This is a genomic window from Rubritepida flocculans DSM 14296, from assembly GCF_000425365.1.
Taxonomy (GTDB): domain Bacteria; phylum Pseudomonadota; class Alphaproteobacteria; order Acetobacterales; family Acetobacteraceae; genus Roseococcus; species Roseococcus flocculans.
In genome coordinates, this window is record NZ_AUDH01000019.1 from 23,182 (window position 1) to 36,809 (window position 13,628).

The 13,628-nt window shown below is 73.7% G+C and carries 14 protein-coding genes; 9 read left to right on the forward strand and 5 right to left on the reverse strand.

Annotation, left to right across the window (positions count from 1 at the left end; all coding sequences use genetic code 11):
• The first annotated feature begins 38 nt into the window (after positions 1-38).
• On the forward strand, positions 39-1,019 hold the full coding sequence (locus H596_RS0113690) for a 3-hydroxyacyl-CoA dehydrogenase family protein (protein WP_037301457.1): 981 nt from the start codon (positions 39-41) through the stop codon (positions 1,017-1,019).
• The gene (locus H596_RS0113695) at positions 1,016-1,777 is read left to right on the forward strand and encodes an SDR family NAD(P)-dependent oxidoreductase (protein ID WP_027285368.1); all 762 of its coding nucleotides are present in this window, start codon (positions 1,016-1,018) and stop codon (positions 1,775-1,777) included. The genes H596_RS0113690 and H596_RS0113695 overlap by 4 nt, the downstream gene beginning before the upstream one ends.
• Here the strand turns inward: H596_RS0113695 and H596_RS0113700 are convergent, their stop codons facing one another.
• Positions 1,778-2,233 (reverse strand): Lrp/AsnC family transcriptional regulator, encoded by a 456-nt coding sequence (locus H596_RS0113700; protein ID WP_027285369.1) that lies wholly within the window; start codon positions 2,231-2,233, stop codon positions 1,778-1,780.
• 106 nt (positions 2,234-2,339) lie between these two features.
• On the opposite strand from H596_RS0113700, the gene H596_RS0113705 reads away from it, so the two are divergent.
• From H596_RS0113705 to H596_RS0113715, 3 genes are all read left to right on the forward strand, one after another.
• Positions 2,340-5,681, forward strand: coding sequence for an indolepyruvate ferredoxin oxidoreductase family protein (locus H596_RS0113705; protein ID WP_027285370.1), 3,342 nt, complete (start codon positions 2,340-2,342; stop codon positions 5,679-5,681).
• Positions 5,682-5,691: 10 nt separating this feature from the next.
• The gene (locus H596_RS0113710) at positions 5,692-6,828 is read left to right on the forward strand and encodes an acyl-CoA dehydrogenase family protein (RefSeq protein ID WP_027285371.1); all 1,137 of its coding nucleotides are present in this window, start codon (positions 5,692-5,694) and stop codon (positions 6,826-6,828) included.
• A 67-nt stretch (positions 6,829-6,895) separates the two neighbouring features.
• Complete coding sequence (locus H596_RS0113715; RefSeq protein WP_156910122.1) at positions 6,896-7,240, forward strand: hypothetical protein; 345 nt, start codon at positions 6,896-6,898, stop codon at positions 7,238-7,240.
• A gap of 3 nt (positions 7,241-7,243) precedes the next feature.
• Here H596_RS0113715 and hisN read toward each other — a convergent pair whose 3' ends face one another.
• Both hisN and H596_RS0113725 read right to left on the reverse strand, forming a co-directional pair.
• Complete coding sequence (hisN, locus tag H596_RS0113720; protein ID WP_027285373.1) at positions 7,244-8,044, reverse strand: histidinol-phosphatase; 801 nt, start codon at positions 8,042-8,044, stop codon at positions 7,244-7,246.
• 15 nt (positions 8,045-8,059) lie between these two features.
• Positions 8,060-8,605, reverse strand: coding sequence for a c-type cytochrome (locus H596_RS0113725; protein WP_027285374.1), 546 nt, complete (start codon positions 8,603-8,605; stop codon positions 8,060-8,062).
• Positions 8,606-8,746: 141 nt separating this feature from the next.
• Between H596_RS0113725 and H596_RS0113730 the strand changes: the two genes are divergently transcribed.
• Both H596_RS0113730 and H596_RS0113735 read left to right on the forward strand, forming a co-directional pair.
• Complete coding sequence (locus tag H596_RS0113730) at positions 8,747-9,481, forward strand: 3-deoxy-manno-octulosonate cytidylyltransferase (RefSeq protein WP_027285375.1); 735 nt, start codon at positions 8,747-8,749, stop codon at positions 9,479-9,481.
• Positions 9,478-10,326, forward strand: coding sequence for a prephenate dehydratase (locus tag H596_RS0113735; RefSeq protein ID WP_027285376.1), 849 nt, complete (start codon positions 9,478-9,480; stop codon positions 10,324-10,326). Before H596_RS0113730 ends, H596_RS0113735 begins: the two co-directional genes overlap by 4 nt.
• An 18-nt stretch (positions 10,327-10,344) precedes the next feature.
• On the opposite strand, the gene H596_RS0113740 is transcribed toward H596_RS0113735, so the two are convergent.
• Together H596_RS0113740 and H596_RS0113745 are read right to left on the reverse strand one after the other, a co-directional pair.
• Positions 10,345-10,944, reverse strand: a complete 600-nt coding sequence (locus H596_RS0113740) for a thiamine pyrophosphate-dependent enzyme (protein ID WP_027285377.1) — start codon at positions 10,942-10,944, stop codon at positions 10,345-10,347.
• Between the two features lies 1 nt (position 10,945).
• Entirely contained in the window at positions 10,946-11,497 is a 552-nt protein-coding gene (locus H596_RS0113745) for a thiamine pyrophosphate-binding protein (protein WP_156910123.1), read from the reverse strand.
• Positions 11,498-11,558: 61 nt separating this feature from the next.
• On the opposite strand from H596_RS0113745, the gene H596_RS0113750 reads away from it, so the two are divergent.
• Together H596_RS0113750 and eutC are read left to right on the forward strand one after the other, a co-directional pair.
• Complete coding sequence (locus H596_RS0113750) at positions 11,559-12,920, forward strand: ethanolamine ammonia-lyase subunit EutB (RefSeq protein WP_027285379.1); 1,362 nt, start codon at positions 11,559-11,561, stop codon at positions 12,918-12,920.
• Positions 12,917-13,615, forward strand: coding sequence for an ethanolamine ammonia-lyase subunit EutC (eutC, locus tag H596_RS0113755; RefSeq protein ID WP_027285380.1), 699 nt, complete (start codon positions 12,917-12,919; stop codon positions 13,613-13,615). The genes H596_RS0113750 and eutC overlap by 4 nt, the downstream gene beginning before the upstream one ends.
• The last annotated feature ends 13 nt before the right edge of the window (positions 13,616-13,628 follow it).

A 13,628-nucleotide genomic window follows, 5' to 3' on the forward strand; every position in this document is an offset into this window, starting at 1 on the left:
CGCGCCGCACCCTCCGCGCGGCAGAAGGGAGGAAGGGCATGAGCCGACAGTTGCGCGTCGCGGTGCTGGGGGCGGGCACCATGGGCCATGCGCTGGCGCTGGTCTTCGCCATGGGCGGGCATCGCGTGCGCCTCACAGACAGCAACCCAGAGACGCTCGCCCGCGCCCAGGGGCTGATGGAGAAGGCGCTCGCCACGCTGGAGGCCGCGCACGAGGCCCCGCGCGGCTGGGGCAGCGCGCAGCTCGCCCAGGCCTGCACCCGCCACGCCGATCTCGCCGAGACGGTGGAGGGCGCCGAGCTGATCGTCGAGGCCATCGTGGAGAACCCCGAGGCGAAGCGCGACCTCTACGCGCGCCTCGATGCGCTCTCCCCTCCCGAGGCGATCTGGGCGAGCAACACGAGCTACCTCGACGTCTTCCCGCTCATGCCGAAGCACCGGCTGCGCCGCGCCCTCATCGCGCACTGGTACACGCCGCCCTATCTGGTGGACCTCGTGGACCTGGTGGCCAGCCCCGACTGCGAGCCCGAGGCGCTGCGCACCGTGAAGGAGGCGGTGGAGGCGATGGGCAAGGTGCCCATCGTGCTCAGGAAGTTCATCCCCGGCTACATCGCAAACCGCATCCAGGCCGCCTTCCAGGCCGAGGTGCAGTTCCTCATCGACGAGGGCTATGCCAGCGCCCAGGACGTGGATGACAGCGCGCTGCACGGCATCGCGCTGCGCTTCGCCATCCTCGGCATCATGGCCAAGGCGGATTTCACCGGGCTGCCCATGCTGCAGCACGCCTTCCGCAACCGCATGTACACGCCCCCGCCCGACACGGGCGCGAGCGCGAGCCTCGATGCGCTGGTGGCGCGCGGCGATACGGGCGTGATGGCCGGCCGCGGCTACTACGACTGGGGCGGGCGGCCGCCCGAGCAGCTCTTCGAGGAGCGCGACGCGAAGCTCATCGCGCTCAAGAAGGCGCTGCGGCAGATCGGCGCCATGGCCGGGCGCGGCATGAAGGAGAACCCGCTGTGATCCGCTACGACCTCTCGGGCAGGGCCGCGCTCGTCACCGGCGGCGCCTCGGGCATCGGGCTCGCCACCGCGCGGCTTCTCGCGCGCTCAGGCTGCCGGGTGGCGATCAACCACCTGCCCGACGATCCGCGCGGGATGGAGGCGGTGGAGGCGCTGCGCGCGGAGGGATGCGATGCGCTCTCCGCCCCCGGCGACGTGGCCTGCGCCACCGACGCGCCGCGCATGGTGGAGCAGGCGGCGCGCGATCTCGGCCGGCTCGACTATCTGGTGAACAACGCGGGCACGCCGGGCACGCGCAGCGCCATCCCGCCCACCGATCTCGAGCGCATCACCGAGGAGCTGTGGCGGGAGGTGATCGAGGTGAACCTGCTCGGCGTGTTCCGCTGCAGCAAGGCCGCCGCGCCGCATCTCAAGGCCGCGGGCGGGGCCATCGTCTCGGTCGCCTCCATCGCGGGGATCAACTCCCCCGGCTCCTCCATGGCCTATGGCGCGACCAAGGCGGGGGTGATCTCGCTCACCAAGAACCTCGCGCGCGGGCTGGGGCCGGAGGTGCGGGTGAACGCCGTCGCGCCCGGCGCCGTGAACTCCACCTGGATGGTGGAATGGACCAACGAGCAGCGCGTGCAGTCCATCGAGAAGGCCGTGCTCAAGCGCCGCTGCGAGCCGGAGGATCTGGCGGAGGTGATGGTCTTCCTGCTCGCCGGCGCGGCGATGGTGACGGGCCAGACCATCGTGGTGGATGGCGGGCTGACGCTGTGATCACGCCGGGCGCGGCGTGTAGCTCTGCTTGAGGCAGCGGATGCCGAAGGCGGTGCGCGTGTGGCGCACGCCGGGCAGGCGGTAGATCTTCTCGCGCAGCAGCCGCTCATAGCCCGCCGTGCCGCCCACCGCGGCCTTGATCACATAGTCGTATTCCCCGGTGACGAGCCAGGCCTCGATCACCTCCGGCATGGCGGCGATGGCGGATTCGAACTCGGCGAGCTGCGCCTCGTCGTGCTTCTCGGTCATCACCTCGATGATCACCGTGTCCGGCAGGCCGAGCTTCGCCTGGTCGAGCGCGGCGTGATAGCCGCGGATCACCCCCGCCTGCTCGAGCTTGCGCACCCGCGCCCAGCAGGGCGAGGGCGAGAGGCCCACGCGCTCGGCCAGCTCGGCGTTGGTCAGCCGCGCCTCGGCGTGCAGGGCGCGGAGGATGCGCTTGTCGGTCGCGTCCATGACGGAAGATCCTTCCGGGATTTCGGCAGCGCACAACAAAATGTGGAAGGAACTCTTGCATCCCCCGGGGCATCCTTCCAGCGCGAACAGCCAGGGGAGGCGTTCCATGAACAGCATCGTCCGGGCCGGACCCACGCTGGAGGAGCGCTGGGAGGCGGCGGGGCGCGAGACCCTGCTCACCGGCACCCAGGCGCTGGTGCGGCTGCCGCTGCTGGTGCGCGCGCTGGACGCGCAGCGGGGCCTCGCCACGGCGGGCTTCATCAGCGGCTATCGCGGCTCGCCGCTCGGCGGCTATGACCGCGAGCTGTGGCGGCAGCGCGCCCGCCTCGCCGCCGCCGACATCCATTTCGAGCCGGGGCTGAACGAGGATCTGGCCGCCACCGCCTGCTGGGGCACGCAGCAGATCCACCTCGCGCCGGGCGCGACGCGCGCCGGCGTCTTCGCCATCTGGTACGGCAAGGGGCCGGGGCTCGACCGCGCGGGCGATGTGCTGCGCCACGCGAACGGGGCGGGCACGGCCCCGCTGGGCGGCGTGCTGGCCCTGGCGGGGGATGATCCGGCGGCGAAATCCTCCACCGTCACCAGCGGCTGCGAGCACAGCTTCGCCGATCTCGAAATCCCGCTGCTCGACCCCGCCGATGTGGCCGAGGTGCTGGAGTTCGGCGTGAAGGGCATCGCGCTCTCGCGCTTCGCGGGGCTCTGGGTCGGGATGAAATGCGTCGCGGAGACCATGGACGCGACCATGACCCTGACGGTGGACCCCGCCGCCCACGCCAGCCTCGCGCCGGAGGGCGTTCCCATGCCCGAGGGGGGCCTGCACATCCGTCTGAAGGACTCTGCGCTGGCCATCGAGGAGCGGCTGCGCCGCTTCAAGCTGCCCGCGGCGCTGGCCTTCGCCCGCGCGAACGGGCTCGACAAGCGGCCCTGGCGCGCGCCGCACCCGCGCTTCGGCATCGCGGTGCGCGGCAAGGCCTGGTCCACGCTGCGCCAGGCGCTGCAGGAGGCCGGCATCACGCCCGAGCTCGCGCGGATGATGGGGCTCGCGATCTGGAAGCCCGGCCTCGTCTGGCCGCTCGACCGCGAGGCGGCGCGGGAGTTCGCGCGCGGCCTCGAGACGCTGCTGGTGGTGGAGGACCGCCGCGCCTTCCTCGAATCCCAGCTCCGCGAGGCGCTCTACGACCTGCCCGAGCGCCCCGCGATCCGCGGCAAGGACCTGCTCTCCGACCTCGCGGAGCTCGATTCTGCCCAGATCCTCCGCGCCCTCGCCGCCACCCTGCCCGAGGGGCTGCGCACCGAGCGCCTGGCCGCGCGGCTCGCCGAGCTCGAGGCGCTGGCGGCGGCGGACCGCGCGCCGCTCGCGCTGCGCACGCCCTATTTCTGCCCGGGCTGCCCGCACAACACCTCCACGCGCCTGCCCGAGGGGAGCCGCGCCCTGGCCGGGATCGGCTGCCACTACCTCGCCAAGGACATGGGCCGGGAGAGCGACCTCTTCACCCATATGGGCGGCGAGGGCGCGCCCTGGATCGGCCAGCACCGCTTCACCGACACGCCGCACGTCTTCGCCAACATGGGCGATGGCACCTACGCGCATTCGGGCATCCTCGCGATCCGCGCGGCCATCGCCGCCGGGGTCACGATGACCTACAAGATCCTCGTCAACGGCGCGGTGGCCATGACCGGCGGCCAGCCCGCCGAGGGCGAGGTCACGGTGCCGCGCATCGCCGCCCAGGTGGCGGCCGAGGGCGCCGCGCGCATCGCCATCGTCGCCGACGACCCCGACCGCCACCGGGGCGACCCGCTGATCCCGCCCGGCGTGACCTTCCACCCCCGCGCGGAGCTCGACGCGGTGCAGCGCGAACTGCGCGCCACACCGGGCGTCTCCGTCCTGATCTACGACCAGCAATGCGCCACCGAGCGCCGCCGCCAGCGCAAGCGCGCCCAGGCGCCCCAGGCGCTGCGCCGGGCCGTGATCAACCCCCGCGTCTGCGAGGATTGCGGGGATTGCTCGCGCGCCTCCAACTGCATCGCCATCGAGCCCATCGAGACGGAATGGGGCCGCAAGCGGCGCATCGACCAGTCCGCCTGCAACCAGGATCTCTCCTGCCTGCAGGGCTTCTGCCCCTCCTTCCTCACGCTGGAGGGGGCGGCGCCCGCCAGCCCGCCCCTGCCGGTCTTCGACTCCGAACCGCCCGAACCCGCCCTGCCTGAGCCCGCGCCGGGCGAGGCCTGGAACCTGCTGCTCTGCGGCGTGGGCGGGCAGGGGGTGACGGCGCTGGGCGCCATCCTCGCCATGGCGGCGCACATCGAGGGCCGGCCCGTCCGCTCGCTCGACATGCTCGGCCTCGCGCAGAAGGGGGGCGGGGTCTATGTGCAGATGCGCATCGGCCGGGCGGGCGGCGAGGTGACGAGCCCCCGCATCGGCCCGGGCCTCGCCGATGCGGTGATCGCGGCCGATCTCGTGGGCGCGCAGGGCCGCACCGCCCGGCCCATGATGGCGCCCGGCCGCACCCGGGTGGTGGTGGCCGCCGCCCCCTCGCCCACCGGGGCCTTCGTGCTCGACCCCGAGACGCGGCTCGACGCGCCGGCCATGCTGGAGAGCCTGCGCGCCGCGGCGCGCGAGGTGGTGGCGCTGGACGCCGCGCGCGCGGTGGAGCGCGACTTCGGCGACCTCATCTTCCTCAACATCTGGCTGCTCGGCGCGGCCTGGCAGCGCGGGATGGTCCCGCTGGGCCGCGCCGCCCTGCGCGAGGCCATCGCGCTGAACGGCGCGGCGGTGGAGCGCAACCTGGCCGCCTTCGAGGCCGGCCGCCGCGCCGCCCCCGAGGCCCCGCCCGCGCCGGAGCCGCTGCCGGCCCTCATCGCCCGGCGGGTGGAGGATCTCGCCGCCTACCAGTCCGCCCGCTACGCCCGGCGCTACGCCGCCTTCCTGGCCGAGGTGCAGTCCGCTGCACCGGAAGCGGAGCGGCTGCACCGGGCGGTGGCCATCCAGCTCCATCGGCTCATGGCCTTCAAGGACGAATACGAGGTGGCGCGGCTGCACGCCGACCCCGCCTGGCGGGCCGAGCTCGCGCGGCGCTTCACCGGGGCGCGGCGCGTCGAGATGCACCTCGCCCCGCCCCTGCTCGCCAGGCCCGGCCCGGATGGGCGCCCGGCGAAACGCGCCTTCGGCCCCTGGATGTGGCGCGCCATGGGGCTGCTGCGGCACGGGAAGATCCTGCGCGGCACCTGGCTCGACCCCTTCGGCTGGACGGAGGAGCGCCGGACCGAGCGCGCCCTGCCCGCGGAGTTCATGGCGGGCGTGCGCCGCCACCTGGCCGACCCCGCGCGCGCCGCGGAATGGGCCGAGGCGGCGGCCGGCATCAAGGGCTTCGGCCCGGTGAAGGCGGCCAACCTCGCCCGGGTGCGGGCGCGCTGGGCGGCGCTGGACAAGGCCGCCGCCCAGGGCTGAGCATCGCGCCATGTTCGAGCTGCCCGAGACCACCCGCGCCCTGCGCGAGACCGCCCTCGACTTCGCCCGCGCGCGCATCGCGCCGCACGCCCTGGCCTGGGACGAGCAGCGGCATTTCCCCGTGGAGGTGCTGCGCGAGGCGGCGGCGCTGGGCATGGCCGGCCTCTATGTGCGCGAGGAGAGCGGCGGCGCGGGGCTCACACGGCTCGACGCCGCCGTGGTCTTCGAGGCGCTGGCCACCGGCTGCCCCACCGTCAGCGCCTTCCTCTCCATCCACAACATGGTGGCCTGGATGCTGGACCGCTGGGGCAGCCCGGCGCAGCGGGCCGAGTGGCTCCCGCCGCTGCTCGCCATGGAGAAGATCGCCGCCTACTGCCTCACCGAGCCGGGATCGGGCAGCGACGCCGCCGCGCTCGCCACCCGCGCGGCGCGGGACAATGAGGGCTGGGTGCTGAACGGCACCAAGCAGTTCATCAGCGGCGCGGGCGCGGCCGACCTCTACCTCACCATGGTCCGCACCGAGGGGCCGGGGGCGGACGGGATTTCGGCGCTGCTCATCCCCAAAGGGACGCCCGGCCTCTCCTTCGGCGCGAACGAGAAGAAGATGGGCTGGAACGCCCAGCCCACGCGCCAGGTGATCCTGCAGGACGCGCGGCTGCCCGCCGCGGCGCTGCTGGGCGAGGAGGGGATGGGCTTCCGCTACGCCATGGCGGGGCTGGACGGGGGGCGGCTGAACATCGCCGCCTGCTCGCTGGGCGGGGCGCAGGCGGCGCTCGACATCGCGCTCTGCTATGTGAAGGAGCGCCGGGCCTTCGGCCGCGCTATCGCCGATTTCCAGGCCACCCAGTTCCGCCTCGCGGACATGGCGACGGAGCTGGAGGCGGCGCGCGCCCTGCTCTGGCGCGCCTGCGCGAAGCTCGACGCCGGCGCGCCCGACGCCACCGCCGCCTGCGCCATGGCCAAGCGCTTCGTCACCGACACCGGCCACCGCGTGGCGGACGAGGCACTGCAGCTTCTGGGCGGCTATGGCTACCTGCACGAATACGGCGTCGAGAAGATCGTGCGCGACCTCAGGGTGCACCGCATCCTGGAAGGCACCAACGAGATCATGCGGATGATCACCGCCCGATCCCTTTTGCGGGCGTGACGATTCCCCCTTGATCCCGAGCGGGAAGATCGGGCACATCGCCACCATGCGTTGCATGCTGGCCGGGTTGTTCGCGCTCCCACTCCTCGCCGCACCGGCGGCGGCGCAGGGCGTGATCGTCGTGCCGGCGGGGGCGGAGGTGGTGGTTCCCCCGCGCGGGGCCGGCCCCGCGCCCCGACCGCCGCTCGCGCCATCCGGGGCGGGGCGGCCGCGTCCCTTGCCGGCCCGGCCCATGATGGCCCAGGCCGGGGGCGGCCAGGCCATCGGCCTCTCCGCCATTCCGCTCGGCGCCCCTGTGGGGCTGGCGGCCCCCGCCTTTATGGCCCTGCCGCTCGCCGCTGCGGCGGCGGTGGCGGCGGGCTCCCTGCCCGGCGGCGGGGGCGGGACCACCGCGCCGGCCCGTACGCGCTGAGGCTCAGCCCCGCAGCCGCTCCAGGATGTCGGGCAGCAGCGCGGCGTCGCCCACCGCCACCACATCGCCCGCGCTGGCGAGGGTGAGGGGGTTTCCCTCCCAATCGGTCATGCGCCCGCCCGCGCCTTCGATCACGGGCACCAGCGCCGCCCAGTCCCAGGGCTTGAGGGTGGATTCCACCACCGCATCCACCAGCCCCAGCGCGATCAGCCCATAGGCGTAGCAGTCCCCGCCCCAGGAGACGCGGCGGGCGGCGCGGCGCACCCGCTCGAAGCGCGCCATGCGCGGCGGGTCGAAGATGTCGGGCGAGGTGACGGCGAGTTCCGCCTCCTCCAGCCGCGCGCAGGGGCGCACCCGGGCCTCGCCGCCCAGCGGCGAGGCGAATCGCGTCCCCTCGCCCGCCACGCCGAGCCAGCGCTCGCCCGTCACCGGCTGGTCGATGAGGCCCAGCACCGGGACGCCCCGGTGCAGCAGGCCGATCAGCGTGCCGAAGAGCGGCCGCCCGGTGAGGAAGGCGCGCGTGCCGTCGATGGGATCGAGCACCCAGAGCCACTCGGCCTCGCCGCGCTCCGTGCCGTATTCCTCGCCCATGATGCCGTGGCCGGGGAAACGCTTCGCCAGGAAGGCGCGCAGCGCGCGCTCGGCCGCGCGGTCCGCCTCCGTCACCGGCGAGGCGTCGCCCTTCGCCTCGACCAGCAGCGCCGAGCGGAAGAGGGGGCGGATGGCCGCGCCGGCCAGATCGGCGGCCGCCTCGGCCGCCGCGACGAACTCGGGAGGAACGCGGCGCGCGCCGTCAGCCGCCACGGCGGGCCGTCCGGGTCAGGGCAGCGGAACCGGGTTCGGCGAGTTGGAGCGCAGGAACATGATGATGTCCGCGCGCTGCTGCGGGTTGGGGAGGCCGGCGAAGGCCATGCGCGTGCCGGGCATGGCGCGCGCCGGGGCGGCGATGAAGGCGTTGAGCGCCTCGAAATCCCAGGGCTTGTCGGCCAGCGCGCGGTTCGCGGCGCTGTAGTTGAAGCCCGCCACCTGGGCGTGGCCGCTGCCCACGATGTTCCAGAGATTGGGCCCGACGGCGTTGCGCCCGCCCTCGTTGAAGCTGTGGCAGGAGGCGCAGAGCCGCTGGGCGAGCTGGCGGCCGTTGTCCGCGCTCGCGTTGGCGAGCAGGGGCGCGATGGGCTCCACCGCCGGGGCGGCCGGGGCGGCGGCGGCGGGGGCGGCCGCCTGCTGCGGCGCCGCGCCGAGGCTGATCGCGGGCTGGGAGAGCTTCTTGGGGTGGATCAGCACCTCGGCGAAGATGCCCGCACCCATGAAGGCGATGCCCGCCGTCAGGACGGAGGCGGCGATCTTGTTGAACTCCAGGCTCATGCCGGGCGCACCCTTCCTCGACCTTGCATGCTCACGACCCGGCGCCGCGGCCCTTTGCGCCGAGCCCGGCCCTGATCTATGCGTGGGCCCTTCCTTACAGGCGGCATGACGCCGCATCAACCGCCCGGACGCCGCTTTCCCATGAATCCGATCATCGTGATCCCGGCCCGCATGGCGGCGACGCGACTGCCCGGCAAGCCGCTGGCGGACATCGGTGGCAAGCCGATGGTGGTGCATGTGCTGGAGCGCGCCGCGCGCGCCGGGGTGGGCCCCGTCGCCGTCGCGGCCGGCGAGCCGGAGATCGTCTCGGCCGTGCAGGCCGCCGGCGGCCGCGCCGTGCTGGTCGCCGATGACGTGCCGAGCGGCACGGACCGCGTCTTCCGCGCCCTCGCCGCGCTCGACCCCGAGGCCCGTCACGACGTGGTGGTGAACCTGCAGGGCGATGTGCCCACCCTGGCGCCCGAGCTGCTGCACGCCGTGCTCCGGCCCCTGGCCGAGCCGGGGGTGGACATCGCCACGCTCGTCTGCCCCATCGCCGATGAGGCGGAGGCCAACACCCCCTCCTTCGTGAAGGCCGCCTGCGCCTTCGCCGAGGGGCAGGAGGTGGCGCCCGCCCTCTATTTCAGCCGCAACCCGATCCCCTGGGGCGAGGGGCCGCGCTGGCACCACATCGGCATCTACGCCTTCCGCCGCACCGCGCTGGCGCGCTTCGTCGCGCTGCCGGAATCGCCGCTGGAGCGGCGCGAGAAGCTCGAGCAGCTTCGCGCGCTGGAGGCCGGCATGCGCATCGCCGCCGCGCGCGTGCCGCACGGCCCCTTCGGCGTGGACACGCCCGCCGACCTCGACCGCGCCCGCCGCCTGATCGGAGCCCCATGACCCAGACCATCGCCTTCCAGGGCGTCCCCGGCGCCTATTCGGACCTCGCCTGCCGCCACGCCTATCCGGGCTGGACCACCCTGCCCTGCCCCTCCTTCGAGGCCGCCATGGCCGCGGTGCGCGAGGGGCGCGCGCAGCTCGCCATGCTGCCCTGCGAGAACTCGCTGGCGGGCCGCGTGCCCGACATCCACCGCCTGCTGCCCGATTCGGGCCTCAGCGTGGTGGGCGAGCATTTCGAGCGGGTGGAGCATTGCCTCCTCGCCCGGCCCGGCGCCTCGCTCGCCACCATCCGCAAGGCGCACAGCCACCCCATGGCGCTCGGCCAGGTGCTGAAGGTGATCAAGGAGCTGGACCTCAAGCCCGTGATCCAGGCCGACACGGCCGGCGCGGCGGAGCTGATCGCGCGCGAAGGCACGAGCGAGGACGCCGCCATCGCCAGCGAGCTCGCCGCCGAGGTCTATGGGCTGCAGATCCTGCGCCGCAACGTCGAGGACGCGCCGCACAACACCACGCGCTTCTACGTGATGGCGCGGGAGCGGCGCATGCCGCCCGTGGGCACGCCGCACACCGTGACCACCTTCGTCTTCCGCGTGCGGAACATGCCCGCCGCGCTCTACAAGGCGCTGGGCGGCTTCGCCACCAACGGCGTGAACATGACGAAGCTCGAGAGCTACATGATCGACGGCGCCTTCACCGCCACGCAGTTCCTCTGCGACGTGGACGGGCACCCGGACGATCCGCCGCTGTTCCGCGCGCTGGAGGAGCTGCGCTTCTTCTCGCGCGAGGTGAAGGTGCTGGGCAGCTATCCCGCCCATCCCTGGCGCATCGCGCATGAGGGGCGCTGAGCGCCCTCCGGCGCTTCCTCAGGCCAGATGCGCGGCGGGGCCGAGCAGCGCCTCGCGCATCCGCGCCTGAAGGATCGCGCCCTCGCGCGGCGGCAGCACGAGCGGGAGGTTCGCCGCATCCACCTTGGCCACCGCGAAGAAGGGCCCCGCCTTGGCGCGCGTGGCCGCCACCAGGGCGGGCACCTGCTCGGGCGCGGTGACGCGCATGGTGGCCTTGATGCCCGCGCCCTCGGCCATGGTCACGAGGTCCGTGCCATGGGCGGTCGCGGTCTGCTGCATGCCCGTCTCGCCGTAGTGCTCGTTGTCCTGCACCACGATGGCGAGGTTGGGCGGCGCCTGCTGCGCGATGCTGGCCAGGCTGCCCACGCCCATCAGCATCTCGCCATCGCCGGTGATCACCAGCACCGGGCGCGCGGGCTGCGCCAGGGCGAGGCCGAGGCCGATCATCGCCGCCCCGCCCATCCCGCCCCAGAGCGGGAAGTTGCAGGGGTGGTCGCCCACCGCCGTGATGTCCCAGGCGGGCGCGCCGAGCCCCGCCACCACCAGCAGCTCGCCGCGATCGGCGAGCAGGGCGCGCACCAGTTCGCGCCGGTCGAGCTTTCCGGAAGCCGCGCGCATCTCAGTCCTTCCCGAATGTCTTGGCGCCCAGCACGCGCTGGCCGATCAGCGTGGCCGCGGGGCGATAGGTGTGGAAGGCGAGCTTCAGCGTGGCCTCCACCGTGGGCTCCACATCCTCGGCGCGGTCGGCGCGGTGCACCAGCGTGCCCATCGCCTCCAGCACCGTCTGCGTCGCCTGGCCCATGGGCACCTGCGCCGGGTTGAACTCGCCGAAATCGCCGCGCATGGTCACGATCATCGGCATCGGGCAGCGATGGATCGTCGCCAGCGAGAGCATGTTGATGCAGTTCCCCACGCCGGAGGACTGCATGAGCAGCACGCCGCGCTGCCCGCCGAGCCAGGCGCCCTGCATCAGCGCGATTCCCTCCTCCTCGGTGGTCAGCGTCACCACGCGCAGGTCGTTGTCGGCCAGGCAGCGGCGGATCAGCCGCGCATGCCCCGCATCGGGCACCAGGGCCACCTGGCGGATTGAATGGCGCTTGAGCAGCGCGTAGATGCGGTCTGGCCAATCGGCCGCGGCATCGGGCGCGGTTTCCATCGCCTGGCGATCCATGGACATCCTCCGGTCGCGGGGGAGCATCCGTCCGGTCCCGGCATCTGTCCAGCGGGGGCGCATGGCTTTCCGGCACAGCGTCGCAGGCACCACCTACGTTTTCGACGACCTGCGCACGCTGCTCGCGCGCGCCACCCCCTTCCGCTCGGGCGATGCGCTGGCCGGCGTGGCGGCTGCCAGCGCGGCCGAGCGCGTGGCCGCGCAGCGCGCGCTGGCCGATCTGCCGCTGCGGCATTTCCTGAACGAGGCCATCATCCCCTACGAGGCGGACGAGGTGACGCGCCTCATCCTCGATGGGCACGATCCGGCGGCCTTCGCGCCCATCGCGCACCTCACCGTGGGCGGCTTCCGCGACTGGCTGCTCGCCGCGCCGCCCGAGGCGCTGCCGCCGATCCGCGCCGGGCTCACGCCCGAGATGGTGGCCGCCGTCTCCAAGATCATGCGCGTGGCGGATCTCGTCTCGGTCGCGGCGAAATGCCGCGTCGTCACGCGCTTCCGCAACACGATCGGGCTGCCGGGCACGCTCTCCATCCGCCTGCAGCCCAACCACCCGACGGATGATCCGCGCGGCGTGGCGGCGGCGGTGCTGGATGGGCTGCTGCTCGGCGCGGGCGATGCGGTGATCGGCGTGAATCCGGCCACCGACAATGTCGAGCAGGCGATGGCGCTGCTCGAGATGCTGGAGGCCGTGCGCGAGCGCTTCGCGATCCCGACCCAGAGCTGCGTGCTCTGCCACGTCACCACCAGCCTGCGCGTCATCGAGCGCGGCGCGCCGGTCGATCTCGTCTTCCAGTCCATCGGCGGCACGGAAGGCGTGAACCGCAGCTTCGGCGTGGATCTCGCCCTGCTGCGCGAGGCGCGCGAGGCCGCGCTCGCGCTGAAACGCGGCACGCTCGGCGAGAACGTGATGTATTTCGAGACCGGCCAGGGCAGCGCGCTCTCGGCCGAGGCGCATCACGGCGTGGACCAGCAGACGCTGGAGGCCCGCGCCTATGCCGTCGCGCGCGCCTTCGCCCCGCTGCTGGTGAACAGCGTGGTGGGCTTCATCGGCCCCGAATACCTCTTCGACGGCAAGCAGATCCTGCGCGCCGGGCTCGAGGACCATTTCTGCGGCAAGCTGCTCGGCCTGCCGATGGGCGTGGACGTCTGCTACACGAACCACGCGGAGGCGGACCAGGACGACATGGACGCGCTGCTGATCGCGCTGGCCGTGGCGGGCGTCACCTACATCATGGGCGTGCCGGGGGCGGATGACGTGATGCTCGCCTACCAGTCGACGAGCTTCCATGACGGGCTCACGGCGCGGGCGCTGCTCGGCAAGACGCCGGCGCCGGAGTTCGCGGCCTGGATGGAACGGATGGGGATCGGCGCAGGCGAGGCGATCCCGGAGCGCCTCTCGCCGGCGCTGATCGGCCTCGCATGAGCCTCACCCGCTGGGCCGACCTCCGCCGCTTCACCCCCGCCCGCGTCGGCCTCGGCCGTGCCGGCACGGGGCTGCCCACGGCCGCCCATCTCGACTTCCAGGAGGCGCACGCCGCGGCGCGCGACGCGGTGTGGTCCGAACTCCGCCCCGAGGCGCTCGGCCTCGACGCGCCCGTGGTGCAGAGCGCGGCGCGCGACCGGCGCGAATACCTGCTGCGCCCCGATCTCGGCCGGCGGCTCCGCGCGGAGGATGCGGCGCGGCTGCCGCGCACGGGCGGCGTGGTCGTCGTCGTGGCCGACGGGCTTTGCGCCGCCGGCGTGCAGGCCCAGGCCGTGCCGCTGCTGCGCACCTTCGCCGCCCCCTGGCCCGTGGTGGTGGCGCTGCAGGCGCGCGTGGCGCTGGGCGACGCCATCGGCGAGGCCATGGGCGCCGAGGCGGTGGTGGTCATGATCGGCGAGCGCCCCGGCCTCTCCGCGCAGGACAGCCTGGGCCTCTACCTCACCTGGGCCCCTCGCCCCGGCCGCACCGACGCCGAGCGGAACTGCATCAGCAACATCCGCCCCGGCGGCCTCACGCATGCGGAGGCGGCGGCGAAGCTGCATTGGCTGCTCGGCGCGGCGCGCGCGCTGGGCGCGACCGGCGTGGCGCTGAAGGACGAGATGCCGGCGCTTCCGTCGCTGGAGGGCAAGGGATAGCCTGCCCCGAAAC